Source organism: Bifidobacterium vespertilionis (assembly GCF_008698145.1).
Lineage (GTDB): Bacteria > Actinomycetota > Actinomycetes > Actinomycetales > Bifidobacteriaceae > Bifidobacterium > Bifidobacterium vespertilionis.
In genome coordinates this window covers 72,484-97,852 of the sequence record NZ_RZNZ01000003.1, presented here as the reverse complement: position 1 = coordinate 97,852, position 25,369 = coordinate 72,484, and the positions used below count along the sequence as shown (strand labels likewise).

Here is a 25,369-nt window from a genome sequence, read left to right as displayed (position 1 = left end):
TATATCTACATGGCAGAGAACAACACTGAGGTCACCAAGGTCGCGATCAACGATATCGGCACCGAAGAGGACTTCATCAAGGCAGTCGATTCCACCATCAAGAACTTCGATGATGGTGATCTGGTCGAGGGTACCGTCGTCAAGATCGATCACGACGAGGTCCTCCTGGATATCGGCTACAAGACCGAGGGTGTGATCCCCTCCCGCGAGCTTTCCATCAAGAAGGACGTCGATCCGGACGAGGTCGTCGAGGTCGGCGACACCATCGAGGCCCTTGTCGTCACCAAGGAGGACAAGGAAGGCCGTCTGATTCTTTCCAAGAAGCGTGCTCAGTACGAGCGTGCCTGGGGCGAGATCGAGAAGATCAAGGACGCCGACGGCGTTGTTGAGGGCACCGTCATCGAAGCCGTCAAGGGCGGCCTCATCGTCGACATCGGCCTGCGCGGCTTCCTGCCGGCCTCCCTCGTGGAGATGCGTCGTGTCCGCGACCTGTCCCCGTACATCGGCCAGAAGATCAAGGCCAAGATCCTGGAGCTGGACAAGAACCGCAACAACGTGGTCCTGTCCCGCCGCCAGTACCTCGAGGAGACCCAGTCCGAGGTCCGCGAGACCTTCCTGTCCCAGCTCAAGAAGGGCCAGATCCGTGAGGGCGTGGTGTCCTCCATCGTCAACTTCGGCGCCTTCGTCGATCTTGGCGGCGTTGACGGCCTGATCCACGTCTCCGAGCTGTCTTGGAAGCACATCGACCACCCGTCCGAGGTCGTCAAGGTTGGCGACAAGGTCACCGTCGAGGTGCTGGACGTCGATCTGGACCGCGAGCGCATCTCCCTGTCGCTCAAGGCCACCCAGGAGGATCCGTGGCAGCGCTTCGCCCGCACCCACGTCCCCGGCCAGATCGTCAAGGGCAAGGTCACCAAGATCGTGCAGTTCGGCGTGTTCATCTCCGTCGAGGACGGCATCGAGGGCCTGGTGCACATCTCCGAGCTCGCCAACCGTCACGTCGAGAACCCGGAGACCGTCGTCAAGCCGGGCGAAGAGGTGTTCGTCAAGGTGATCGACGTCGATCTCGATCGTCGCCGTATCTCCCTGTCCCTCAAGCAGGCCAACGACTCCGTCGACCCGAACTCCGAGGACTTCGATCCGGCCATCTACGGCATGCCGGCCGAGTACGACGAGCAGGGCAACTACAAGTACCCCGAAGGCTTCGACCCGGAGACCAACGAGTGGATCCCCGGCTTCGAGAAGCAGCGCGAGGAGTGGGAGTCCCAGTACGCCGCGGCCCACGATCTGTGGGAGCAGCACAAGGCCTTCGTGGCCAAGGAGCTGGAGAACGCCGCCGCCTCCGCCGCCGAGGATGGCCAGGCTCCGAAGGAAGAGAAGGTCGAGGAGGTTTCCTCCAACTACTCTTCCGAGAACACCTCCACCGGCACCCTCGCCGATTCCGATCAGCTCGCCGCCCTGCGCGACCAGCTGCTCGGCCAGAACAAGTGAGTCCTACTCGCTGACTGACTGAAATGGGGGCTCCGATCCATTGGGTCGGAGCCCCCATTCGTATTGTGTGATCCGTCATCCTGAGCGCTGAGCCGTGAAGCGAACGCCGGCGACGGTCCGGCACAGCCGGACATAGCGGAGTCGGTCCCGTCATCCTGAGCGCAGCGCGTAGCGCGGAGTCGAAGGATCCTTAACCTTCTGCACTATGACTATATGTGTAATGGCCAAGGATCCTTCGCTTCGCCCTGCCAGGCTTCGCTCAGGATGACGGTGTGATTGCATTGTCATCCTGAGCGAAGCACCGTGTCCCCAGGCGGCCTTCCCCGCCAAACTGGGCACGTTGGGACACGATGCGAGATGCAACTACTCACAGACTTACGGCGACGGTCCGCGAATCCGAAGATACGGGCTGCGCAGACCGATTCCTGCTCTTCACAGCGCTATCGGGCCGAAATTCGCCCAAAAATCGGTCCGATAGCGCTGCGAATCGCGAATTTCGGTCCGTACAGCCCATAATGTTGCGCTCATGTCACCGAAGCGTGCCACCGGAATGCATCAGAGTGCGACGCCTGCACCCGCAAAATGGACAATCCGATGAGGGCGGATCTAAACAAGACTCAGATGGATCCAGGAGGAGCCCAAACAGGCACATGTTGGAACGCACGGGCCAACGGCAGCTGGCGTGGGTCGGATAATGGCATGATCGTTCCAACCTGTACCGTGGTTTTCTCAGCTTGGAAGAAATCTGCAGATTGGAAGCCCAATCGAGGCTGGTAGATGCAGATTTCTTCCAATCGGCGATTGTAAGGGCGCAGGTTGGAACGCATACGAATGGTCAATGCGTAATGGCCAAGGATCCTTCGGCTTCGCTCAGGATGAGAGAGAATAAGCTCAGGACGAGGAAGAATCGACGATCACTCCTCATTCGTGTGCAACTGCGCGAGATATTCATCCCAATGGTCGGCTGCGGGAATCCGTCGCAGCGATCGCGAGGATGCTAGGGAAACCAATGCCAGCAGGATGAATGCGGCGCTCGTCATCATGGCGCCGATCACGCCCGTCCCGGTCAAAAGCCCGCTGGCCATGGCCGGTGTGACCACCGATGCCAATGAGATCGACACGTTGAGGGCGCCGAAGATGCGGCCCTGCATGTTCTCCGGCGTCATCGCGGACAGGAAGCTCTGCAGGCCGGTGACCAATACCGGTGACAGCATGGCCATGAGCAGCAGCATCGCCACGTAGCCCTGCCATTGGTTCACCAGCCCAGCCACGAACACCGCCGCGGCGAGCACAAGCGTGACAAGCATGATCGATCTGCCCAGCGGCAGATGCAGACGTTCCACCAGTGGGTTGATGAGCATCGCACCCGACAGTCCTCCGAGGCCGGTGGCCATGGACAGGGATGCGATGATGACCGCAGGGGCATGGGCAAGGGTCATTCCGTACGTGAGCGAGGGGAAAATGACACCCGATCCGAGCGAGACCAGTAGCAGGAATAGGGCAGTGGCCCTGTAGGTGCCGTCCACAATGATCAGGCTGAAGCCCTTCCATGATTCCCGCAGGATGTTATCCGAGTCATCATCCGAATCTGAATCATCATTTGCATTCTCATCCTCGTCATCACGATACCTTGCGTCGGACGGTTTCAGCGCGAGGCACAGTAGTAGGAAGGCGGATCCTTCGCCCATCACGCCGAGCAGAAACGGGACCGAAGCCACGGAGAACTGCAGAATCACGCCGCCGATCGCCGGTCCGAGCAATACGGTCGCATACCGCAGCCCCTGCATGACGGTCATGGCCCGGTACATGCGGTTCGTCGAGACGATGGAGCGGATGAAGGCGCCCTCTGCGTTCATCGAAACCGTGGAGAACGTTGCGCTGACAATGGCCAGCGCCATCCAGACGGGAACGGCTGTGATGTTGAAGACGACCAGCAGGAACAGCAGCAGATCGTTGAGCGTTTCCTCCAACTGGCTGATGCGCATGATCCGCAGTCGGTCGAACCGGTCGACGATGGGACCGGAGACGAACATGACGATCATGCCGACCAGCGCCTCCGCCGTCGCGATCGCCGTCATCGAGGCGAGTGAGTCGGTCATGTTCAGATACACGACCGGCAGCGCGAAGACAACCACCGACGATCCAAGCGACGAAAGCCCGGACGCAGTGGCCAGCGTGGCGAACGGTCGATTGACGCGCAGGGATTGCATGAGTTTGCGCAGCATCGTTATTCCTTAATCAAAGATAGTTTTTCAGCATAAAATTTAATTGCTTGATTAATTCTGAATTGTCCATTTTTTCAAAAGTAATTTTATCATCATGAGATAGCCCACAATCCCTGTAATTCCAATGGTTTTAGATATGATTAAGGGCATGCCCGCCACAATCGACGTATATTCGCGTATCTGAGTAACGGTCAATGGAGGTCAAGCTCATGGCCATCGCCGTGGACTCGTGACCGGGTTGACCAATCAGGCTTCCACCGATGGGGCGTTCGGCAGCAGCGGGCATAACGGCGAGACAGCCGAGCGGTTTCTTGCATGGTGGGGAGACGAGCAGATGGCCTTCTACGGGAAGGAAGCCTTTCGATAACATCGATAACAGGATCCGGGCAAATCATCCGGATAAAAGAGAACCCCCAGTGCATCACGGCTCAGTCGAAGACCGTCCGGAGAGGCCCTTTGGGGGATTTCATGGAATATGATAACGGGTTATGAGCCGACAGTCAAACCCAGCAGCCGATTTCCTCTCACAGACTCCCCGGAAGGGCAGTCCACAGGAGAGGGCGTTACGCTCGTGCATCACCGACGAACGGCTCTCATCCTATGACTCCGAAGCACGGAGACGTTCATGCCCGGCTTTGCGACTGTACCTGTGGGATCATGACATGGCCAGCGCGTGCATGGGCGACATCGCCATCCTTGAAGTCGCCTTGCGCAACCACATGGATCGGCAGCTGTCCCTCATCGCCTTGGAGCAGGCCGGCACCGAGGACTGGTACATGGCGGGGCTGCGTTTCGACGACCGTACTCAGCGTCAGATCCGTGAGGCATGGGGCCATCTCACCATCCAGCAGAAGAAATGGCACACGCATGGCCATCTCGTCGCGGCGTTGACGTTCGGGTTCTGGCGCAATCTGCTGGAGAACGGCGGCGCAATCCATGCTCGTTGGCCGGACGAGGGCAGCGCCGATTACGAGAACGACCTCTGGCGCAAAGGCATCGTCAAGTCCTTCCCCGGCGGCCGTCGGCACGCAGCGGACGCGAACGCCAAGTGGACAAGAAACTACGCGCTGAACATTGTCAAGACCGTGCATGCCCTGCGCAACCGGGTCGCCCACCACGAGCCGCTCGTCAACGGCGTCCCGCTGCCGGGCGAGAACCGGCGCATCACACTGGCGGACGCGGTGCGGGCCTGTTTCGACCTGGCGATGATTCTGGACCTGAACCTGTACTCGTGGCTGATGGACAACAGCAAGATGAAACTCGTGCTCGAACACGAGCCACGGTCTATCGAGTAGACGGCGGATGTCACCAATCCCGCAAGCCAGGAGCCGGAAGACAAAGGCCCAAGGATCATGAATGAGGTAGTGCACGGGATTCGCCAGTAAGGCCGGATAGTGCGGCGATGCGGGAGATAAACGTGCGAATTGCCGGGATGGCATCGAGCGGATAGAGCAGCCCGTAGTGCATGATGACCGGTTCGGGCCAGTCCACGGCTACGTTGACGAGCTGTGGGTGAATGCCGGCCCACATCGGTTTGGAGATGAGCAGGTCGCCGGATTCGGCGCAGTCGTTGAACGTGTCAAGGTCGTAGTGGTCGATGTCGATCAGATCGATGGCAGGGCATTGTTCCAACAAGTCCCGAGCCGTGTCGTTGGCGCCGCGATGGCGCTTGAGGATGCGGATGCGCGTGCCTTCGAGGTCTTTCAATGTGAGTCGTGCGCGTCTCGCCAGCGTGTGGTTGCGTGGCACGGCCACGCACAGCGGCTCGGAATCGAGGGCGAGGGTGCTGTATGTGTCGTTCCAATAGCCGGTGTCGAACGCCGTGGAGATCAGGTCGATGTTTTCGCCGAGATGGGTGATGATGTCGTTGATGGCTTCGGAGTCGTCGGGTATCGACACCAGTTCCAGGCGGATGTCGGTGTGCTTGCCGGCGTCGCGTTGCCATAGGTCGAGGATACGGCGGCCGGGACGCAGGATGGAAACGCCAAGACGAACGGTGGCGATGCCGTCGGTGCCGCGTTGCTGCGCACGGCGCAGGATCTCCTCGCATTGGCGCACAATCATCCGCGCGTCCTCGACGAACTCTCGGCCGGCTTTGGTGAGTTGCACGCCGCTGCGCGATCGGTCGAACAGCGTCAGGCCGTATTCCCTTTCGAACGTATTGACCTGTTTGGCCACCGCCGGCGTGGAAATATGCAGGCGATGGCCGGTCTTGGCGAAGCTGCCGGTCTGCGCGGCGGCGATCACCGCGTCCAGTCTTCTGTCGTACATTGCGACCTCCATAAACCAAAGGTTTATAGGATGTAAACCATAAGTATTTATAAACCGCTGTTTTACTGTTGTCTTGAAGAATACCATAGCTACTGCAATAACCAAACGGAAACATGTAAACAATGGGATATAGGTGAGTATGACATCAATCAACGAATCCGCAGCCCTCGGCCTCGTGTGCGAAGACGAAAGCCTCGAGCGTGAAACCCGTCGCGCATCGCGTCGCTCGGCCCGCTACAGCGCCGGGCTGACCACTTTCGCCACTTCGCTGGCGTTCTTCCTGACCGGTATGGACACCATGATTGTCAACGTGGCACTGCCGACCATCACCGCCGACCTTGGCGGCAATATGGCGTTGCAGCAGTGGATGATCGACGGGTACACGCTGCTGTTCGCCTCGCTGCTGCTGCTCGCCGGCAGTCTGTCTGACAAGTTCGGTGCCAAGCGCATGTTCTTCTTCGGCACGGCATTGTTCGGAGCGGCGTCCCTGCTGAGCACCTTCGCGTGGACCATGCTGGTGCTCATCGTCGGCCGTTGCCTGATGGGCGTGGCCGCAGCCCTGATCCTGCCGGCGTCGATGGCCTTGATTAACGAGGCCAATCCCGATCCGCGCCGCCGTGCGTTCGCCCTCGGCCTGTGGGGCGCCGGCTCGGCTTCGGCATCCGCGTTCGGCCCACTGTTCGGCGGTTTGCTCACACCAATCCACTGGAACCTGATTTTCGCGGTCAACGTGCCGTTCTGCCTGATTGTGCTCGCTCTTGCACCGAAGGTTGCACCATCGCCCACCCGTGCCATCTCGTTCGACTGGCTCGGCCAGACGCTCGCGCTGATTGGCCTCGCCTCGCTGGTGGCCGGCGTCATCGAAATCGGTTCCCTGGGCATCTCCTCGCCGGTGACGCTCGCGCTGCTGTCTGTCGGCGTCGCCGCACTCGTGCTGTTCGTGATCGCACAAGCCAAGGTCGGGCATCCGATGGTGCCGCTGAACCTGTTCCGCAACGACGGCATGCGCATCTCGCTGATCGTGGGCTTCATCATGATCTTCAACTGGTTCGGCATGGTCTTCATCTCCACCCTGTTCCTGCAAAGCGAGCAGGGCATGAGCCCGTTCGCCGCCGGGCTGGTGTTCATTCCCTCCGCGGTGGTCATGGTGGTCACCAACGTGTTCAGCGGGCAGGTCATCAACTCGATGGGCACCCGGTTCACCGTGTCCATTGGACTGATTGCCATGGCCGTTGGGTTCCTTGCCGCGGTGCTGGTGCCGGCTCCAATGCCCGCATGGGTGATCGCCGTCGCCCTGAGCGTCGTCGGCCTTGGCGGCGCACTGGTCACGCCGGCACTGTCCGGACTGGTGCTGGTGAGCGTGGAGCAGAAGCAGGCGGGTATAGCCAGCGCGGTGTTCAACACGTTCCGTCAGGTCGGTGGCGCGATCGGCGTGGCCGTGTTCGGTGTGGTCGCCACCTTCACACCCTCGCTTGACAGCTCCCTGCGCGCCGTGTTCATCGCGGCCGCCCTGCTGCTCATCTGCGCATTCGCCTACGCTCGGCTGCGCTGGGCTGAGCGCTGACTTCGGGTGTCCCGTTCATGGCGATATCCGCCACACTTGAACGACAGTCGTTGGAGACGGGTCGATTATTCCGCATTCGGCTCCAATTAGGGTGAATGGGGAGAGCGGGTCAAGTTCTCTTCAATCACCTGTTCGGAGAAGATCGTCATCATGAAGGGCGGTGATGCTAACAGAGCATCTGGAGCAGTGTTTCGACGCGCCGAGTGTTTAAGCTGTTTCGATGGTCTGGGACGCTAACATTTTGCTAACAATGACCGTCACGATTTACCAATCCGGGTGGTCTGAACAAAGAAACTCAAAACTCAAGAACGGCATAATTCCAACGGTTTCAAGGTGAGCCAAGACCGGCGGCCCGAGCCAAGAACCCCCGATCCTAACAGGATGTCGCAGGTTCAAATCCTGTCAGCCCGACCGAAAGCCCTACTCCCGCTTGGAAAGCAGGGCTTTTTTAGATATTATGATGCCACTCCTACCGTTTAGAAGTGAGTGCGGCATACATGCTGACGTATGCGAATGGCGGAATTCAGCCATTCCCAGACCGGCATCGGAAAGCGGTTCGGGTTGGCGTGGTTCGCAATGGCCCCTGATTATGTTAATAGATCCTCGCAGGAGTTCGAAAATGCCTCTGATTGCGCAGTTAGGCGCAGGGATCGCCATCCTGAATGCAGCGGAAGGATCCTTCGCCATTTCATATGGAGCCATGGTGAGGAAGGTTTAGGATCAGAGGAACGGAAATACGGGCTGGGTGGGCCGAAATCCACGATTCGCAGCACTACTGGGCCGTTTTTCGGCCGATTTGCGGCCCGATAGTGCTGTGAAGAGCCGGAATCGGTCTGTCCAGCCCGTATTTTGCAGTTCAGGCGGGGTGGGAAGCGGGGTGGGGCCCTTCCATCCCTTGATCCTGGGCACAGCCGGGCCAACGAGTTGAAGAATTCTTAACCATAAGCGCGAATGGTCAATGCGCAATGATGAAGGATCCTTCGACTTCGCCCTGACGGGCTCCGCTCAGGATGACGTAGATTGCTTTGTCATCCTGAGCGGAGCGTAGCGGAGTCGAAGGATCCTTCGCCCTCCGCTCAGGATGACAAATGGGGGACTCAGGATGACGAAGGACGGCAGAGGAAGTGGCACAATGGCCGTGTGATGATGATTCGAATCGGACTGACGGGCGGCATCGCCGCGGGCAAGAGCACGGTGGCGGCACGGCTGAGGGAGCTTGGCGCCGCGCACATCGATTATGATGCGATCGCGCATCGGATCACCGCGCCCGGGGGAACGGCGCTGCCGGCGATCGCGCGGGCGTTCGGCCCGGAAGCCCTCAATGCCGACGGTTCGCTCAATCGCGCGTGGATGGCCGAGCATGTGTTCGGCGCCGGGGCCGCGCCGGATGCGCGCGAACGGCTGGATGCGATCGAGCATCCGCTGATCTACGATGAGGCGCGTTGGGATGAGGCCAATGCCGTGGCCGGCGCGGAACGCAACGATGGTGAGGCGGACAAGGAGCGTCCCCTGGTGGTGGTGCACGACGTGCCTCTGCTGGCCGAGGTGATGGAGACGCTGCCGTTCGACTTCGACCATGTGGTGACCGTGGAGGCCCCGGAGGATGTGCGCGTGGCCCGCATGGAGGACAGCCGCGGCATGACGCGGCAGGAGGCGCTTGATCGGATCCGCCACCAGTCCAGCCGCGAGGAGCGCGAGGAGATCGCCGATGAGGTGATCGACTCGACACAGCCTCTCGAACAAATGTTCGCACAGGTTGATAGGCTGTACGCATCGTGGATCAACGAATGCGTCAGGGAGGCGTGATGGGCTTCAACATCGAGCGTACGAACAAGCCGTTCGTCGTCAAGTCGCCGTACAAGCCGTCGGGCGACCAGCCGCAGGCCATCGAGGAGCTGGCCACCAGGCTGGAGAACGGCGAGAACGACGTGGTGCTCATGGGTGCCACCGGCACCGGCAAGACGGCCACCACCGCATGGCTCATCGAGCGACTGCAGCGACCCACGCTCATCATCGAGCCCAACAAAACGCTGGCCGCCCAGCTGTGCGCCGAGTTCCGCGAGCTCATGCCGGACAACGCCGTGAGCTACTTCGTGTCCTACTACGACTACTACCAGCCCGAGGCCTACATCCCGCAGACGGACACGTACATCGAGAAGGACTCGAACATCAACGACGACGTGGAGCGCCTGCGCCACGCCGCCACCGCCAACCTGCTCACCCGTCGCGACTGCGTGGTGGTGGCCACCGTCTCGTGCATCTACGGCCTGGGCACACCGGAGGAGTACGCCGGGCGCATGCTGCTGCTCAGGGAGGGCATGCAGATCGACCGCGACCAGCTGCTGCGCAAGTTCATCAGCATGCAGTACAAGCGCAACGACATCGCCTTCACGCGCGGCACGTTCCGCGTGCGCGGGGACACCGTGGAGATCATCCCGGTGTACGAGGAGCTTGCCGTGCGCATCGAGTTCTTCGGCGACGAGATCGACCGCATCTCCACGCTGCATCCGCTGACCGGCGACGAGATCGCGCACGAAAGCCAGGTGCACATCTTCCCCGCCTCGCACTATGTGGCCGGACCCGAGCGCATGGAACGGGCCCTGAAGACCATCAAGGAGGAACTGGATCAGCGCACGGCCGAACTGCGCAAGCAGGGCAAGGAGCTGGAGGCCCAGAGACTCACCATGCGCACCACATACGACCTCGAGATGCTCACGCAGGTGGGCGTGTGCTCGGGCGTGGAGAACTATTCGCGGCATTTCGACGGCCGTGCGCCCGGCACCCCGCCGCACACGCTGCTGGACTTCTTCCCGGACGACTTCCTGCTGGTCATCGACGAGTCGCACGTCACCGTCCCGCAGATCGGCGCCATGTACGAGGGTGACGCATCCCGCAAGCGCACGCTGGTGGAGCACGGCTTCCGTCTTCCGTCCGCCATGGACAACCGCCCGCTCAAATGGCCGGAGTTCCTTGATCGCGTGGGACAGACCGTCTACCTGTCCGCCACGCCCGGCGACTACGAGCTGGGACTGTCGGACGGGGTGGTGGAGCAGATCATCCGCCCCACCGGCCTGCTGGACCCGAAGGTGGAGGTCCGTCCGGTGGAGGGGCAGATCGACGATCTGCTCGCGGAGATCAAGGACCGCGTGGCCAGGAACGAGCGCGCACTGGTCACCACGCTCACCAAGAAGATGGCCGAGGATCTCACGGCCTATCTGGTGGAGCGGGACATCAAGGTGGAGTATCTGCATTCGGATGTGGACACTCTGCGGCGCGTGGAGCTGCTGCGCGAACTGCGCGAGGGCAAGATCGACGTGATCGTGGGCATCAACCTGCTGCGCGAGGGTCTGGATCTGCCCGAGGTTTCGCTGGTGGCGATCCTCGACGCGGACAAGGAGGGCTTCCTGCGCTCCTACCGCTCGCTCATCCAGACCATCGGCCGCGCGGCCCGAAACGTGTCCGGAACCGTGATCATGTACGCGGACGAGGTCACCGACGCCATGCACAAGGCCATCGACGAGACCGAGCGACGCCGTGCCAAGCAGATCGCCTACAACAAAGAGCACGGCATCGATCCCAAGCCGCTCATCAAGAAGATCAGCGACGTCAACGACATGCTCGCCAAGGAGGATGTGGACACCCAGACGCTGCTCGCCGGCGGCTACCGCAATGCGGGCAAGGCCGGCAACACGCATCTGGGCGTGCCCGCGGCCAATGCGGCCGAGGCGGACAAGCGCCATGAGGAGATCCTCAAGGCCGGTCTGCCCGCGCAGGATCTGGCGGATCTGATCCGCCAGCTGAGCGAGCAGATGCACACCGCCGCCGAGCAGCTCCAGTTCGAGCTCGCCGCGCGTCTGAGGGACGAGATCCGCGATCTCAAGAAGGAGCTGCGTCAGATGGCCAAGGCGCAGGAGTAGGCAAGGGGCCGTCCGCCATTCGCCGAGGATGCCGGAGCGTTCGGACGTCGCAACGCCGGGGATGGTCCGCAAATCCACGGCGGATGGCCCGAAACAATGGCGTCATCGCCTTTTCCTATGCTGGTGCATATGGCTGAAACCCCCCTTGCATTTGAAATCGGCACCTTTGTGGTGCTTGGCATATTTTTTGTGGTCGATTTGCTGATCATCGGCCGCCGTCCGCACATCCCCTCCACGAAGGAGTGCGTGCAGCACATCGGCTTCTTCGTGGTGATGGCGCTCATCTTCGGCGGCTGCATCTGGTTCTTCGCCGGCTCCAAGCCGGCCATCGAGTTCTACTCCGGATGGCTGACCGAATACTCGCTGAGCATCGACAACCTGTTCGTGTTCGTCATCATCATGTCCAACTTCGCCGTTCCGAAGATCTACCAGAAGTACGTGCTGTCCGTGGGCATCACCGTCGCGCTGATCCTGCGCGGCTGCTTCATCCTTGTGGGCGCGGCCATCATCGAGCGCTTCACCTGGGTGTTCTTCCTGTTCGGCGCCTTCCTCATCTACACCGCCATCGGTCTGGTCAAGGGCGATGACGAGGACGAGGAATACAAGGAGAACGGCGTGATCCGCGCGCTGCGCAAGGTCGTCAAGATCTCCGACGAGTACGATGGCGAGAAGCTCAGGACCACGAAGGGCGGCGTGCGCTACTGGACGCCGATGCTGATCGTGTTCCTGGCCATCGGCACCACCGACGTGATGTTCGCCTTCGACTCCATCCCGGCCATTTTCGGCCTGACCAAGGATCCGTTCCTGGTGTTCACGTCGAACGTGTTCGCCCTGCTGGGCCTGCAGCAGCTCTACTTCCTCCTCGGCGCCCTGCTGGACAAGCTCGTCTACCTGCCTCTGGGACTTGCGGTGGTGCTTGGCTTCATCGGCGTCAAGCTGATCATGGAGGCCCTGCACGCCAACTCGCTGCCGTTCATCAACGGCGGCCAGCCCGTCACCGCCGTGCCGGAGATCCCCACGTGGCTTTCCCTTGCGGTGATCGTGGTGGCGATCGGCTCCGCGGCCATCGCATCCGTCCTTAAGATGAAATCCATGGAAACGAAGGATGACGCGAAGGCGCAGGTCGAGGCCAAGTAGCCCGACTACGTTGTCGCATCGGGGCGTCCCAGCCTAGGCGGGACGCCCTTTTTCATGTCCCGCTTGGAATGTGAGCGCTCACAACACGCTTGTGGGGCGGATCTCGACCACGTCCCCTAAAACTAGTACACTGTCCCTTGGCAATTGAGAGGGTTGTGAAAACCCGATATCAACCAACTACAAGATAGGCAGGCATTCATGCGCAAAGCCAAGATCGTAGATACCATCGGTCCCGCTACCGAATCGCTCGAAGGCATCACCAAGCTCGTTAAGGCCGGTATGGACGTCGCTCGTCTGAACCGCTCCCACGGTACGCCGGAGGACCACCTGCGCGTCTACAACAACGTGCGCGAGGCCTCCAAGGCCGAGGGTCGCAACGTGGCCGTGCTGGTCGATCTGCAGGGCCCGAAGATCCGCTGCGGCTGGTTCAAGAAGAACGCCGAGGGCGAGGACAAGGTCCAGCTTCAGGAGGGCCAGGAGTTCATCATCACCACCGATGACATCGAGGGCGACGAGCACATCACCTCCACCACCTTCAAGGGCCTGCCCGGCGATTGCCACCCCGGCGACCCGATCCTGATCGACGACGGCAAGGTCCGCCTGGAGGTCACCAAGGTCGAGGGCAACAACGTGCACACCAAGGTCGTCGTGGCCGGCCCGGTCTCCTCCCACAAGGGCATCAACCTGCCCGGCGTGGCCGTGAGCCTGCCCGCCCTGACCGAGAAGGACGAGAACGATCTGCGCTGGGCCATCCGCACCGGCGCCGACATCATCGCCATGTCCTTCGTCCGCTTCGCGACCGACATCGACCGCGCCCACGAGATCATGGACGAGGAAGGCCGTCGCATCCCGATCGTCGCCAAGATCGAGAAGCCGCAGGCCCTCGCCAACCTCGAGGACATCGTCAAGGCCTTCGACGGCATCATGGCCGCCCGTGGCGACATGGCCGTCGAGTGCCCGCTCGAGGAGGTCCCGCTGGCCACCAAGCGCATCATCGAGCTGTCCCGTCACTACGCCAAGCCGGTGATCGTGGCCACCGAGGTGCTCGGCTCCATGGTTCACTCCCCGGTGCCCACCCGCGCCGAGGCCTCCGACTGCGCCAACGCCGTGCTTGACGGCGCCGACGCCACCATGACCTCCAACGAGACCGCTGTCGGCGAGTACCCGGACGTCACCGTCGCCACCATGTCCCGCATCTCCAACTTCGCCACTGAGCACGGCTTCGAGCGCATCCCGGAGCTGAAGAACCTCGACATGTCCTCCACCGGCGCCGTTTCCTCCGCCGCCGTGGACCTGGCCGAGAAGCTCAACGCCAAGGCCATCGTCGCCTTCACCCAGACCGGTTCCACCGTGCACCGCGTCTCCCGTGAGCGTCCGGCCGCCCCGATCTACGCCCTGACCACCAACGAGCACACCTACCACTGGCTGGCTCTGAGCTGGGGCACCGAGGCCTTCCTGCTGGACAAGGACTACCACGAGCTGTCCCGCAAGGACCTCATGGCCTTCACCGACCAGACCCTGAAGGCCGCTGGCAAGGTCGAGGACGGCGACAAGATCGTGATCCTGAGCTCTGCCCAGGGCGATCACGAGCCCGGCCGCACCGACTCCATCTACGTGCACACCGTCGGCACCGCCGAGTGAGCCCAAGGCTCGTAGATTGAGCGTGTAGCGTCGAATACGCTTAGCGCGAAGAAGAACCCCGCTTGGAGCGATCTCCGAGCGGGGTTCTTCTGTATGCGCGGTATATGCGATGTTCGATGCGCGATCTATGCGACGCGCGATATGCGCGCGGGGAATAACGGGGTCGTCACTCGCCGAGCGTGCGCAGGCCTGCATGGGCGCGCAGGATGGCAATCATCGACTTGGCGTCGCAGATTGTGCCGTTGAGCACCATCTGGTAGGCGTCATCCATCGGCACCAGCCGCACGTTGAAACGCGGGCTTTCGGGACCGATGGAATTCTCCCCGACAACGGGCGTGAGGCCGGAGGCGTAGAACAGGCAGGTGTGCTGCGTGGAGTATCCGGGCGTGTTGAAGAAGCGGGAGAACTGCGCGTAGTGCTTCGCCTCGAAGCCGGCCTCCTCGCGCAACTTGCGGATCGCCACGTCCAGCGGACGCTCGCTCGGCGTGTTGGCATGGCCCGCCGGCAGTTCGAGCGTCCAGCGGTGGTTGGCGATGCGGTACTGCTCGATCAGCGGCACCTTGCCGTCGTCGGTGACGGCGAGAATCGCGACCGTGTCCCCGTTGTTCTCGTGGATGAAATAGCGCTCGAAGGCCCCCACCTGAGCGGATTCGAAGGCGACGTGATCGACATTGAAATAGTGGGTTTCCACAATCTGGTCCCGCGAGACCTCCTTGACGGGGGAGGGACGCCACGGATCGAAGGGGCGGAAAGTCTTGTCTGCCATGAGAAACTCCTTTGGTTGGACAGAGAGCATTGGAGTACAACGCTTACTTCATTGTAAGCCGCATTGGAACAAACCGCCGTGTCGCGGTGGAAGCGGTCTGAACGGTATGGTATATTCTCACGGAGCACCGAAAAGGCCCTCGTATCCCAATTGGTAGAGGAAGCAGCCTCAAAATCTGCGTAGTGTGGGTTCGAGTCCCACCGAGGGCACTTCGTGATCCACGCTGTAGGCGACGGCGGTGCATGCCAGCGCCAGTGGATCCCCGGAAACAGGAAAGGGGCAGTCGTGGCAGACAATATGAACGACTATGAGGATGATTCCACCCGTCGCAAGGTTGTGGTGGCCGAGGACGAGGCGCTGATCCGCATGGACATCGTCGAGGCGCTCAACGATTCCGGCTATGACGTTGTGGGACAGGCGGCCAACGGCGACGAGGCGGTCGACCTCGCCCGCGAGCTCAAGCCCGATGTGGTGGTCATGGATGTCAAGATGCCCGGCAAGGACGGCATCACCGCCGCCACGGAGATCGCCAAGGAGAACATCGCCCCCGTGGTGATGCTCACCGCGTTCTCCCAGCGCAGCCTCGCCGAGAAGGCCGCGGACGCCGGCGCCATGGCGTACGTCGTCAAGCCCTTCGTGCCGGAAAAGCTGCTGCCCGCCCTTGAGGTGGCCATCTCCCGCTTCGATCAGATCAACGCCCTGAAGGACGAGGTCACGGACATGAAGGCCCGCTTCGAGGCCCGCAAGCGCGTGGACCGCGCCAAGGGCCTGCTCATGGAGAACATGGGCCTGACCGAATCCGAGGCGTTCCGCTGGATCCAGAAGACCTCCATGGATCGTCGTCTGACCATGCAGGAAGTGGCGGACGCCGTCATCGCCCAGGTCGAGGGCGATCGCTGACGCATATGACCAACGAATCGGCCGATCGCGGAACCCTACTGGTCGTCGACGGCCATTCGTTGGCGTTCCGCGCATTTTATGCGCTTCCCGTGGAGAACTTCTCCACATCATCCGGTCAGGCCACCAACGCGGTGTGGGGCTTCGCGACCATGCTCATGCAGGTCATCGGCGCGGAGCATCCCACCCATCTGGCCGTGGCCTTCGACGTCAAGGGCGGCACCTTCCGCAACGAGCTGCTGCCCCAGTACAAGGGCACCCGCGACGCCGCGCCCGAGGAGCTGCTCACTCAGCTGCCTCTGATCCAGCGCATGCTTACGGCCTTGGGCGTCACCTACATTGAAAAGCCCGGCTATGAGGGCGATGACGTCATCGGCACCTTGGCCCGCATGGGGGATGCGGCCGGGTTCCGCACCTTCGTACTCTCCGGCGATCGCGACGCCTTCCAGCTCATCGATGACAACGTGACCGTGCTGTACCCCGGCCACCATTTCAAGGACCTCAAGCATATGACCGCCGAGGCCATCGAGGAGAAGTACCACGTCAGCCCCAGACAGTACCCCGATCTGGCGGCCCTGCGCGGTGAGACCGCGGACAACATCCCCGGCGTTCCCGGCGTGGGCGACGGCTTCGCGGCCAAGTGGATCAACCTGTACGGCTCCCTGGACGGCGTGATCGAGCACGCCGAGGACATCGGCGGCAAGAAGGGCGAGGCCCTGCGCGCCAATCTGGATCAGGTGCGCCTGAACCGCCGCGTCAACGCGCTCGTCACCGATCTCGATCTGGGCGTGACGGTGGGCGATCTCACCTTCGGCAGGCCTGATGCGAACGCCGTGGACGCCCTGTTCCGCGAGCTTGAATTCGGCGAACGCACCCGCACCCGCGTGCTCAAGGCGTTCAACAACGGCGAAATGCCGGCGTTGGATGCCACTGCGGAGCAGTCGGCGGACGAGGATGAGACCGTCATCGAACCCGAACTGGACGGGGGAGTGGATTCCCCGGAGGCGCTGTCCGTTTGGCTGGACGGGCATATGGCCGGGTTGCATGAGCCGGCCGGCGCGGACCTTGCCGCCGAGGGCGACGACGCCACGTTCACCGTGCCCGCAGACGCCCGTTGCGCAGGAAGCATCGCGCAGGCGTGGACCTTGGCTGCGATCGGATCGGCCAAGCCGGGGCGTGAGACGCTGGACGAGGTGGCGGTCATGGCCCCGGACGGCCATGCGATCGTCGCCGGCCGGGATCTGCTCACGGATCACGCCTTCGCCAAAGCCCTGTTCGACTTCATCGATGGCCACATCGGCTCGGCCATCGTGCACGGCTACAAGGAGCACCGGCACATGCTCGCCGCGGCGGGCGTGGCCGATCTGCCGGCCCCGCTGTTCGATACCAAGCTCGCCGGCTATCTGATCCACCCCGACTTCCACGCCGATACGATCGAACAGGCCGCCGAGCACTTCTTGGACCTTCAGGTGGAAGCCGACGAAGCCGAGCAGGGCGAACTGGATCTGGGCGCCTCCGGGGCCGATCAGGGCGATGCGGACGGCGAACGGGACGGCCGGAACGCGGCGATCACGCGTGCCCTTGGCCTCACCCGCCGGCTTGCCGCCCATCTGGCCCCGATCATCGACCAGCGCAGCCAGTACGGCCTGCTCACGGCCATCGAACTGCCCATCTCGCAGGTGCTGCAGCGCATGGAATCCGTGGGTGCGGCCATCGATCTGGGACGTCTCACCGGCATGCGCGACACCTTCGCCGCGGACGCCCTGCAGGCTCAGGAGATCGCCTGGAACGCCGCCGGCAGGCAGGTCAACCTGCAGAGCCCCAAGCAGCTGCAGCAGGTGCTGTTCGAGGACATGGGCCTCAAACCCACCAAACGCACCAAATCCGGCTCGTACACCACGAACGCGGCCACCCTGCAGGACCTGTACGCCAAGTCCGTGAACAATGATCGCGCGAACGACTTTCTGGGCGCGCTTCTGAGGCACCGGGAGACGAACAAGCTCAAGCAGATCGTCACCTCGCTCATCGACACGGTCAATCCGGCCGACCAGCGCATCCACACCACGTTCGAGCAGACCGTGGCTGCCACCGGACGTCTGAGCTCGGTGGACCCGAACCTGCAGAACATCCCCAACCGCAACGCGGCCGGACGCGAGATCCGGTCGGCATTCGTGCCGGGCGAGGGCTTCGAGGCGCTGCTGAGCTCCGACTACTCGCAGGTGGAGCTGCGCATCATGGCCGATCTGTCCGGCGACGAGGCGCTGATCGAGGCGTTCAAGTCCGGCATGGATTTCCACAAGTACGTGGCGAGCCTGGTCTACCAGCAGCCCATCGGGGAGATCACGCCGGACCAGCGCAGCCACGTCAAGGCGATGAGCTACGGACTGGCCTACGGCCTGAGCACCTATGGGCTCGCCCAGCAGCTCAAGATCAGTCCGGCAGCCGCGGACGTGCTCAAGGACAAGTACTTCGCCACGTTCGGCAAGGTGCACGACTACCTCGAGTCGCTGGTTGCCCAGGCCCGGCGCGATGGCTACACCGAGACGATGTTCGGCCGCCGCCGCTACTTCCCGGGGCTCAAGTCCCCGAACCGCAACGTGCGCGACGCGGCCGAGCGCGGCGCCCTCAACGCGCCCATCCAGGGCTCCGCGGCGGACATCATGAAGATCGCCATGATCCGCGCCGACCAGGCCCTGCGCGAGGCCGGCGTGAGGAGCCGGATCATCCTGCAGATCCACGACGAACTCGTGGTCGAGGTGGCCCATGGCGAGGCCGAGCAGGTCACCGAACTCGTGCGCGACGCCATGGAGCACGCGGTCACGCTCGCCGTGCCGCTGGATGTGTCCACGGGCATCGGATCGGACTGGCAGCTCGCCGCGCACTGAGCTGCGGTCGGATGCGCTCGCCGGGTCCGCCGCTACACTGGGATCAGTGATCGCCTGCCGAACAAGGAGGAATCGATGCCGAATCTCAAACGCGTGGTGGACACGCTCGAACGTCTATATCCGCTGCGCTATGCCGAATCGTGGGACGAGCCCGGACTGATCGTGGGCGCATTGGACGCGCCCGTGAGTCGCATCTGCTGCGCGGTGGACCCCACGTCCGCCGTCGTGGACGAGGCGATCGAACGCGGGGCCGACCTGCTGATCTGCCATCATCCGCTGTTCTTCCGGTCCGTCCATCAGGTCAGCGGCCTTGGCTTCCGCGGTGACATCGTCAACCGTCTGGCCGAGCACCGCTGCGCGCTGTGGGTGGGGCACACCAACGCCGATTCGGCCTACCGTGGCGTGGCATGGGCTGCGGCCGACCTGTTCGGACTTCTGGACCATCATCCGCTCGAACCCATCGCCGATCCCGCCGCCGAGCACGAGGTGGGGCTGGGCCGCGTGGGCGAGTTGCCCGAGCCGATGCCGCTCATCGACTTCGCCCGCCGTGTGGGCCGCGTATTGCCCCATACCGAGCTTGGCGTGCAGGTGTGCGGCGATCTGGGCGCGCCGGTCCGCCGCGTGGCCCTGCTGCCCGGTTCCGGCGATTCGATGTTCGATCAGGTGCGTGCGGCGGGGGCCGACGTGTACGTGACCAGCGACCTGCGGCACCACCCGGTCACCGACGCGATCGAGCAGGCCAAATATGAGGCCCGCATGCGCGCGGCCGGCATCGCCTTGGGCGGCGAATCCGGCGAAGCGGTTGTCCGCCCCGCATTCATCAACACCCCGCATTCCGCCATCGAATCCCTCTGGTTCCGCTATGCCGTGGAGGACATCCCGGCCGCCGTGCTGGCGGACACGGGCGAGACCGTTTCAATCGAGCGCATCGAGCGCAACACCGATCCGTGGACGGTGAGCATCCATGAGTGAGTCCAACATGCATGAATCCGATATGACCGCCTCCTTCGCACTCAGCGCCAGTTCCGACGGCATCGACATGAACGCCCCTGCGCGCATCGTTGAACGCGAGACCGTGTGGCGCGGCGTGGTGTTCGACGTGGAGGACATGCAGATCGACCTCAAGCGCAACGACGGCGGGGCGACGCGCGTCCGCCGCCAGGTGACCCGGCACAGGCCGTGCGTTGTCATGCTCGTGCACGACGTGCCGCGCGATCTCTACCTCATGGAGCGCGAATACCGCGCCGGCTCCGACATGTTCGCCTACGGGCTGCCGGCCGGGCTGATGGACGCGGGGGAAGGCGTGGAGCAGGCCGCCCTGCGCGAGCTCGCCGAGGAGACCGGCGTGGTGCCGGACGGTCCCGACGACCTGCGCATCGACCATGTGGGGGCGTTTTACTCCTCGGAGGGCATGAGCGACGAGCTCGCCAACATCATGGTGCTCCACCTGTCCCGCTGGCACGAGGTGGACCGCCATTTCGACCCGGACGAGCATGTGGAATCCGCGTGGGTGACGTTCGACGACCTCATGGCAGTGGGGGTCACTTCGTCGAACTCGCAGGTGGCCATGCTGCACGAGGCGCTTCGCCGCGCGAGGAACGCCTGAAGTTCCGGTACGGTAATCGTTTGATTCAATCAATGTTAACCGGAAGTGACCCGGACGACCTAGGACGGTGAGATACTTAAATTATGCAGATCAGACCTGGATCGATGTATCCGCTCGGTTCCAACTACGATGGCGCCGGCGTGAATTTCGCTCTCTTCTCGCAGGTTGCGGAGAAGGTTGAGCTGTGCCTCTTCGACGATGACGGCGGCAACGAGCGCCGCATCCAAATGACCGAGCAGAACTCTTACGTGTGGCACAACTATGTGCCCGGGCTGCAGCCGGGACAGCTGTACGGCTACCGCGTGTACGGACCCTACGATCCAGACCGCGGCCTGAGGTGCAACCCGAACAAGCTCCTGCTCGATCCCTACGCCAAGGCCATCTCCGGCATGACCGACGGCGACGAAAGCCTGTTCTCCTACTGGTTCAAGAGTCCCGACGACACGCATGCCATGAACAATCTGGACTCGGCGGCCCACATGATGAAGTCGGCGGTCATCAACCCCTACTTCGACTGGGGCAACGACCAGCACCCGCACATCCCGTACCACGATTCGGTGATCTACGAGGCGCACGTGCGCGGCATGACCAACCTCAACGACCGCGTGCCCCCGGAGATCCGCGGCACCTACGCGGGCCTCGCGTACCCCACCGTGATCGAATACCTCAAGAAGCTGGGCGTCACCGCCATCGAGCTCATGCCCATCCACCAGTTCGTCAACGACTCCTTCCTGCAGGAAAAGGGACTGAGCAACTACTGGGGATACAACACCATCGGCTTCTTCGCCCCGCACAACGGCTACTCCAGCTCCGGCGAACACGGCGAGCAGGTCAACGAGTTCAAGTCCATGGTCAAGGCCTACCATCAGGCTGGCATGGAGGTCATCCTCGACGTGGTGTACAACCACACCGCCGAGGGCAACCACATGGGCCCCACGCTGAGCTTCAAGGGCATCGACAACCAGCAGTACTACCGTCTAGTGGACAACAGCCCCCGCCACTACTTCGACACCACCGGCACCGGCAACTCGCTGCTCATGCGCTCGCCGCACGCCCTGCAGCTCATCACCGACTCCCTGCGCTACTGGGTCACGGAGATGCACGTGGATGGCTTCCGATTCGATCTGGCCGCCACGCTGGCCCGCCAGTTCCAGGAGGTCGACAAGCTGTCCGCGTTCTTCGACATCGTGGAGCAGGACCCGGTCATCAGCCGCGTCAAGCTGATCGCCGAGCCGTGGGATCTGGGCTCCGGCGGCTACCAGGTGGGCGGCTTCCCGTCCAGCTGGTCCGAATGGAATGGCCGCTACCGCGACTGCGTGCGCGACTTCTGGCGTTCCCAGCCGTCCACGCTGCCCGAATTCGCCAGCCGTCTGCTCGGCAGCTCCGACCTGTATCAGGTCAACGGCCGCCGCCCGGTCGCGTCGGTGAACTTCATCACCGCGCACGACGGCTTTACGCTCAACGATCTGGTGAGCTACAACGACAAGCACAACGACGCCAACGGCGAGGGCAACCGCGACGGCGAAAGCCACAACCGCTCTTGGAACTGCGGCGTGGAAGGCCCCACCAAGATCCACGACGTGACCGAGCTGCGCGCCCGCCAATGCCGCAACTTCATGGCCACGCTGCTCCTGAGCCAGGGCATCCCCATGATCTGCGGCGGCGACGAGATCCGGCGCACCCAGCAGGGCAACAACAACGCCTACTGCCAGGACAACGAGATCTCGTGGACGAACTGGAACATGAGTCCCGAGCAGTCGCAGATGTGGGACTTCACGCAGAAGCTCATCCACCTGCGCCTGAAGCACCCTGTGCTGCACCGCCGCCGGTTCTTCACCGGCCGCGAGGCGGGCGACACGTCCGACTTCGTGCCCCAGGTGGAGTGGTTCGACCACACCGGCTCGATCATGGACCGCACCGACTGGGCGAACACCCACGCCCTGACCGTGATGGTCTACCTCAACGGCCAGGACATCCCCGAAAAGGACTGGTTCGGCACGTCGATGGTGGACAACAACTTCCTGCTCATCTTCAACGCGTACTACGAGCCGATCATCTTCACGCTGCCGGAAGAGCGCTACGGGCGCAAGTGGCAGCTGGTGGTGGACACGTACAACCCGGATGGCCCGGAGCTGCGTTATGAGGCCGGATTCGCCATCACCGCCCAGCCGCGCAGCCTGCTGCTGCTCATGAGCGCCGAGAAGCCGGAGCGTCCGAAGGACTTCTGATCCCTTCGAGTCTCGCCTCGGATTCGGACTTTGGATTTGAGATGAATGGGGGCCGGTTTGGTTATTCGCCAAACCGGCCCCCATTCACGTTGCGGCCACTGTAACCGCTGTGGTCGCCGTGATCAGGCCAGCGCCTTCTCGATGGCGTCCACAAAATAGTCTAGGTCGTCCGGCTTGCGGGAGGTGATGAGCTTCCAGCCGTTCGCGTCGTCCACGGTCAGCGGCTTGTCCTCGTAGTGGCCGCCGGCGTTCTCGATGTCGGCCTGGATGTAGCGGCACGGGGAGGCGGTCTTGCCGGCCATGAGCCCGGCGTTCACCAGCAGCCAGGCGCCGTGGCAGATCGCGGCGATCGGCTTGCCTTCGTGCGCGAACTCCTGCGTCAGGGCGATCGCGTCCTCGTTCACGCGGATGCGATCCACGTTGCAGGTGCCGCCGGGCACCACGAGCAGGTCGTAGTCGGCCGCCTGCACGTCCGCCAGACGCGCGTCCGGCGTCAGGGTCTCGCCCTCGTAGCGGTCGTGCGACACGGTCTCGCATGGGTCGAGCGTGGTGGCGGCGAGCGTCACCTGCGCGCCCGTGGCCTTCAGATCACGCAGCGGACGGGTTAGCTCCGTCTCCTCGATGCCCCAGTTGTTCACGATGATCAGCACCTTGGCGTTTTCGACGGCCATGGATTGCTCCTTCCGATGTCGTTGAACGTCGCATAATTGCGTTCGCTACCATTATGCGCGCAGTATGGGAAGACCGTTCAGGCCACGAAACGCAGGTAGGTCCTGTCGTCGAACGAATCCAAACCGTTTGAGAATCCCTTGGTGGAAGGGTATTCACGGATCAATTCGGGATCATCCCTGCGCAGCCGTTCCAGCTCCTGCTCCGACTCGGCCAGCGTGGGGCGCAGCAGGGGATAGCCGTCCGAGGCGAGCACAATCTCGTCCCCGGGCTTGACCGGTACCGTGCGGACCGGATATGTGGGGTCGGTGAACCCGTCGAACACGAAGTAGCCGTATGCGCCGCGCCGATTGGCGAACTGCGATTGCAGGCGCAGGAATGGCAGGATCATCGCGCGCGACGGGTCCGTGCCGGGCTCGCTTGGGCCTTTACCGTCCAGGCTACCGTTGTTGTCGCCGTTGCCGGTGCCATCGCCAGCCCGCAGACGAAGGGCCTGCGCCGTGAACGATCGCAGCTCGCCCAGCAGCTCGTCCACGCGCTTGACCGTGGGCGTTTGCACGCCGTTGACCATGATCTGGCAATCGCCGAACAACCATGCCTCGCCATGGGCGGCGCTGAGCACCACCGCATTAGCCTGCAACCGTTCCAGCGGATTGTGCGCGAAAAAACTCTCTCCCAGCGAATGCGCGCTATATGCGGCCCGGAACCGCGCATCCACCGCGCGCTGGACATCCCGCATGCCCGAGTCGGGGGCTAGGCCGGCCAGCGTTCCGATCAGCAGATCCTTCGCCACCACGCCTGTGGACGGCTGCCACGGATGTCGCTCGCTCTTGCTGGTCACCCCATCCACAACGGCCACGAAGCCATCCGTGACCAGCAGCCCGTCCTCGTTCAACGACTGGTCCGAGCGCTTGCCGCGGCAGTATTGCTCGATGATTTGCATGGTGCGCCTCCTGCGGTTCGACTGTTCCCATGGTATTGCCATTCTTCGCGCGGGGTTGGAAATACCGTCGGCTGGAACATGGGATGGAGTTACGGGCTGCGCGGTCCGAATTCGACGATTCGCAGCACTATCGGGTCGTTTTTCGGCGGTTTGGTTGATCGGGCTGGGATTGGTTCATCGTGACGGTCATCGTTACCATCTCGTTACTGTCCTTGTCGCATGCGGGAGGGGAGGAGCGTCGGCGTGTCGCAAAAAAAACGAATTGCACCGACAACAGTGTTCCCGACCAAAATGCAGTTGGGACTCTGGAGAAACCATAACTATGGACGCCTTGCACGAAGCGCCTTCACTCTTGACTGGCTGCGAATCCAGTCGGCGGCTTTCGGGTCGATGACGCGGGCGATCTAATCGAGATTCGCGCACTGCCCGTCGAGATATCGGTTCTCGTCCGTGAGGTTGTCGAGCACCGTATGCTCTTGGTGCGATAGCCGGTTGCGCAGGTCGTGCATTGTCTTGACGTGATTTTCGAATACGGCGCGCTTGTGCGATGGGTAGTTCGGCATGCCGCCGTTCGCCGGATCCCGCAAAGCTCTCCACACGGTCTGTTCCAGTCTGGAGGAGAGCAGGAAACACCATGAGCCGAGCGACATGTCGGCGATCACGCGTCCGGGCGTGACCGGTTTGCCTGAATGCCGTATCTGCCGCTCGATCTCCGTAACCGAGGTTTCGAACCGTCTTGTCTTGGGCGAGTTGAACCGGAACCTTGTGTCGTCCTTGTACCATTTCTCGTGCCCGCAGGCTCTGGCGAGGCGCTCGGACATGAAATTGCGCAGTAGCACCTCCACGTGAGCGATGTCTTCGAGCAAGGCCTTGGAGATCCGTCCGTTCCATACGTACAGGTCGATCACGTCGCAATCGGTCGTCTGAGCGGAGTGCACGTACGTGCTCATGCGTTCGGTCGAGAACCATCGTTGCAGGTTTTCAAGCGTGACGGGTTGACTTTCAGGACTCATGGCGGCTACACTGCTAGCGAATGCCCCGGAACGTCACTCATGCGAAGCATCATGAAACCCCGGGGATTTTTCTTTTCTGCACGGCCAATTGAGGTTAAAGTCAGCGGTCATCGTTA

General features: G+C 62.5%; 18 protein-coding genes and 1 tRNA gene. 13 read left to right on the top strand and 6 right to left on the bottom strand.

The window, feature by feature from the left end; genetic code table 11:
- Positions 1 to 9: 9 nt before the first annotated feature.
- The gene (gene rpsA, locus EMO90_RS03125) at positions 10 to 1,491 is read left to right on the top strand and encodes a 30S ribosomal protein S1 (RefSeq protein WP_150353035.1); all 1,482 of its coding nucleotides are present in this window, start codon (positions 10 to 12) and stop codon (positions 1,489 to 1,491) included.
- 914 nt (positions 1,492 to 2,405) lie between these two features.
- Here the strand turns inward: rpsA and EMO90_RS03120 are convergent.
- On the bottom strand, positions 2,406 to 3,716 hold the full coding sequence (locus EMO90_RS03120) for an MFS transporter (protein WP_150353034.1): 1,311 nt from the start codon (positions 3,714 to 3,716) through the stop codon (positions 2,406 to 2,408).
- 677 nt (positions 3,717 to 4,393) lie between these two features.
- Between EMO90_RS03120 and EMO90_RS03115 the strand changes: the two genes are divergently transcribed.
- On the top strand, positions 4,394 to 5,011 hold the full coding sequence (locus EMO90_RS03115) for a DNA-binding protein (protein ID WP_223849636.1): 618 nt from the start codon (positions 4,394 to 4,396) through the stop codon (positions 5,009 to 5,011).
- Between the two features lie 55 nt (positions 5,012 to 5,066).
- Here EMO90_RS03115 and EMO90_RS03110 read toward each other — a convergent pair whose 3' ends face one another.
- On the bottom strand, positions 5,067 to 5,987 hold the full coding sequence (locus tag EMO90_RS03110; RefSeq protein WP_150353032.1) for a LysR family transcriptional regulator: 921 nt from the start codon (positions 5,985 to 5,987) through the stop codon (positions 5,067 to 5,069).
- A 139-nt stretch (positions 5,988 to 6,126) separates the two neighbouring features.
- On the opposite strand from EMO90_RS03110, the gene EMO90_RS03105 reads away from it, so the two are divergent.
- The 5 genes from EMO90_RS03105 to pyk all read left to right on the top strand — a co-directional run bounded on the left by EMO90_RS03105 (position 6,127) and on the right by pyk (position 14,246).
- Positions 6,127 to 7,551, top strand: a complete 1,425-nt coding sequence (locus EMO90_RS03105; protein WP_150353031.1) for an MFS transporter — start codon at positions 6,127 to 6,129, stop codon at positions 7,549 to 7,551.
- Between the two features lie 1,143 nt (positions 7,552 to 8,694).
- Positions 8,695 to 9,357 carry a dephospho-CoA kinase gene (coaE, locus tag EMO90_RS03100; protein WP_150353147.1) on the top strand — a complete coding sequence of 221 codons (663 nt, stop codon included), beginning with the start codon at positions 8,695 to 8,697 and terminating at the stop codon, positions 9,355 to 9,357.
- Positions 9,357 to 11,468 carry an excinuclease ABC subunit UvrB gene (gene uvrB / locus EMO90_RS03095; RefSeq protein ID WP_150353030.1) on the top strand — a complete coding sequence of 704 codons (2,112 nt, stop codon included), beginning with the start codon at positions 9,357 to 9,359 and terminating at the stop codon, positions 11,466 to 11,468. Before coaE ends, uvrB begins: the two co-directional genes overlap by 1 nt.
- 129 nt (positions 11,469 to 11,597) lie before the next feature.
- Complete coding sequence (locus EMO90_RS03090; RefSeq protein ID WP_150353029.1) at positions 11,598 to 12,605, top strand: TerC family protein; 1,008 nt, start codon at positions 11,598 to 11,600, stop codon at positions 12,603 to 12,605.
- Positions 12,606 to 12,803: 198 nt separating this feature from the next.
- Positions 12,804 to 14,246, top strand: a complete 1,443-nt coding sequence (gene pyk, locus EMO90_RS03085) for a pyruvate kinase (RefSeq protein WP_150353028.1) — start codon at positions 12,804 to 12,806, stop codon at positions 14,244 to 14,246.
- Between the two features lie 166 nt (positions 14,247 to 14,412).
- Here pyk and EMO90_RS03080 read toward each other — a convergent pair whose 3' ends face one another.
- Complete coding sequence (locus EMO90_RS03080; RefSeq protein WP_150353027.1) at positions 14,413 to 15,012, bottom strand: NUDIX domain-containing protein; 600 nt, start codon at positions 15,010 to 15,012, stop codon at positions 14,413 to 14,415.
- A gap of 135 nt (positions 15,013 to 15,147) precedes the next feature.
- On the opposite strand from EMO90_RS03080, the gene EMO90_RS03075 reads away from it, so the two are divergent.
- The 6 genes from EMO90_RS03075 (at position 15,148) to glgX (ending at position 22,628) form a co-directional block, all read left to right on the top strand.
- Positions 15,148 to 15,221 (top strand) — tRNA-Leu (locus EMO90_RS03075).
- 88 nt (positions 15,222 to 15,309) lie between these two features.
- Positions 15,310 to 15,912, top strand: coding sequence for an ANTAR domain-containing response regulator (locus tag EMO90_RS03070; protein ID WP_150353146.1), 603 nt, complete (start codon positions 15,310 to 15,312; stop codon positions 15,910 to 15,912).
- A 5-nt stretch (positions 15,913 to 15,917) separates the two neighbouring features.
- Positions 15,918 to 18,794 (top strand): DNA polymerase I, encoded by a 2,877-nt coding sequence (gene polA / locus EMO90_RS03065; RefSeq protein WP_150353026.1) that lies wholly within the window; start codon positions 15,918 to 15,920, stop codon positions 18,792 to 18,794.
- A gap of 75 nt (positions 18,795 to 18,869) precedes the next feature.
- The gene (locus EMO90_RS03060; RefSeq protein ID WP_150353025.1) at positions 18,870 to 19,766 is read left to right on the top strand and encodes a Nif3-like dinuclear metal center hexameric protein; all 897 of its coding nucleotides are present in this window, start codon (positions 18,870 to 18,872) and stop codon (positions 19,764 to 19,766) included.
- Positions 19,759 to 20,400 carry an NUDIX hydrolase gene (locus EMO90_RS03055; protein ID WP_150353024.1) on the top strand — a complete coding sequence of 214 codons (642 nt, stop codon included), beginning with the start codon at positions 19,759 to 19,761 and terminating at the stop codon, positions 20,398 to 20,400. Before EMO90_RS03060 ends, EMO90_RS03055 begins: the two co-directional genes overlap by 8 nt.
- Before the next feature lie 104 nt (positions 20,401 to 20,504).
- Positions 20,505 to 22,628 (top strand): glycogen debranching protein GlgX, encoded by a 2,124-nt coding sequence (gene glgX, locus EMO90_RS03050; RefSeq protein WP_190971916.1) that lies wholly within the window; start codon positions 20,505 to 20,507, stop codon positions 22,626 to 22,628.
- A gap of 122 nt (positions 22,629 to 22,750) precedes the next feature.
- On the opposite strand, the gene EMO90_RS03045 is transcribed toward glgX, so the two are convergent.
- The 3 genes from EMO90_RS03045 to EMO90_RS03035 all read right to left on the bottom strand — a co-directional run bounded on the left by EMO90_RS03045 (position 22,751) and on the right by EMO90_RS03035 (position 25,253).
- On the bottom strand, positions 22,751 to 23,299 hold the full coding sequence (locus tag EMO90_RS03045) for a type 1 glutamine amidotransferase domain-containing protein (RefSeq protein ID WP_150353022.1): 549 nt from the start codon (positions 23,297 to 23,299) through the stop codon (positions 22,751 to 22,753).
- Between the two features lie 77 nt (positions 23,300 to 23,376).
- The gene (locus tag EMO90_RS03040; protein ID WP_150353021.1) at positions 23,377 to 24,240 is read right to left on the bottom strand and encodes a hypothetical protein; all 864 of its coding nucleotides are present in this window, start codon (positions 24,238 to 24,240) and stop codon (positions 23,377 to 23,379) included.
- A 404-nt stretch (positions 24,241 to 24,644) separates the two neighbouring features.
- Positions 24,645 to 25,253, bottom strand: coding sequence for an Abi family protein (locus tag EMO90_RS03035; RefSeq protein ID WP_150353020.1), 609 nt, complete (start codon positions 25,251 to 25,253; stop codon positions 24,645 to 24,647).
- Between the last annotated feature and the right edge of the window lie 116 nt (positions 25,254 to 25,369).

Excerpts from the sequence above, each read along its gene's own strand:
- coaE (WP_150353147.1), top strand. The coding sequence starts at position 8,695 with ATGATGATTCGAATCGGACTGACGGGCGGCATCGCCGCGGGCAAGAGC.
- EMO90_RS03110 (WP_150353032.1), bottom strand. The coding sequence starts at position 5,987 with ATGTACGACAGAAGACTGGACGCGGTGATCGCCGCCGCGCAGACCGGC.
- EMO90_RS03090 (WP_150353029.1), top strand. The coding sequence starts at position 11,598 with ATGGCTGAAACCCCCCTTGCATTTGAAATCGGCACCTTTGTGGTGCTT.
- EMO90_RS03105 (WP_150353031.1), top strand. The coding sequence starts at position 6,127 with ATGACATCAATCAACGAATCCGCAGCCCTCGGCCTCGTGTGCGAAGAC.
- EMO90_RS03060 (WP_150353025.1), top strand. The coding sequence starts at position 18,870 with ATGCCGAATCTCAAACGCGTGGTGGACACGCTCGAACGTCTATATCCG.
- glgX (WP_190971916.1), top strand. The coding sequence starts at position 20,505 with ATGTATCCGCTCGGTTCCAACTACGATGGCGCCGGCGTGAATTTCGCT.
- EMO90_RS03040 (WP_150353021.1), bottom strand. The coding sequence starts at position 24,240 with ATGCAAATCATCGAGCAATACTGCCGCGGCAAGCGCTCGGACCAGTCG.
- uvrB (WP_150353030.1), top strand. The coding sequence starts at position 9,357 with ATGGGCTTCAACATCGAGCGTACGAACAAGCCGTTCGTCGTCAAGTCG.
- EMO90_RS03080 (WP_150353027.1), bottom strand. The coding sequence starts at position 15,012 with ATGGCAGACAAGACTTTCCGCCCCTTCGATCCGTGGCGTCCCTCCCCC.
- EMO90_RS03115 (WP_223849636.1), top strand. The coding sequence starts at position 4,394 with ATGGGCGACATCGCCATCCTTGAAGTCGCCTTGCGCAACCACATGGAT.
- rpsA (WP_150353035.1), top strand. The coding sequence starts at position 10 with ATGGCAGAGAACAACACTGAGGTCACCAAGGTCGCGATCAACGATATC.
- pyk (WP_150353028.1), top strand. The coding sequence starts at position 12,804 with ATGCGCAAAGCCAAGATCGTAGATACCATCGGTCCCGCTACCGAATCG.
- EMO90_RS03120 (WP_150353034.1), bottom strand. The coding sequence starts at position 3,716 with ATGCTGCGCAAACTCATGCAATCCCTGCGCGTCAATCGACCGTTCGCC.
- EMO90_RS03055 (WP_150353024.1), top strand. The coding sequence starts at position 19,759 with ATGAGTGAGTCCAACATGCATGAATCCGATATGACCGCCTCCTTCGCA.
- polA (WP_150353026.1), top strand. The coding sequence starts at position 15,918 with ATGACCAACGAATCGGCCGATCGCGGAACCCTACTGGTCGTCGACGGC.
- EMO90_RS03070 (WP_150353146.1), top strand. The coding sequence starts at position 15,310 with ATGAACGACTATGAGGATGATTCCACCCGTCGCAAGGTTGTGGTGGCC.
- EMO90_RS03045 (WP_150353022.1), bottom strand. The coding sequence starts at position 23,299 with ATGGCCGTCGAAAACGCCAAGGTGCTGATCATCGTGAACAACTGGGGC.
- EMO90_RS03035 (WP_150353020.1), bottom strand. The coding sequence starts at position 25,253 with ATGAGTCCTGAAAGTCAACCCGTCACGCTTGAAAACCTGCAACGATGG.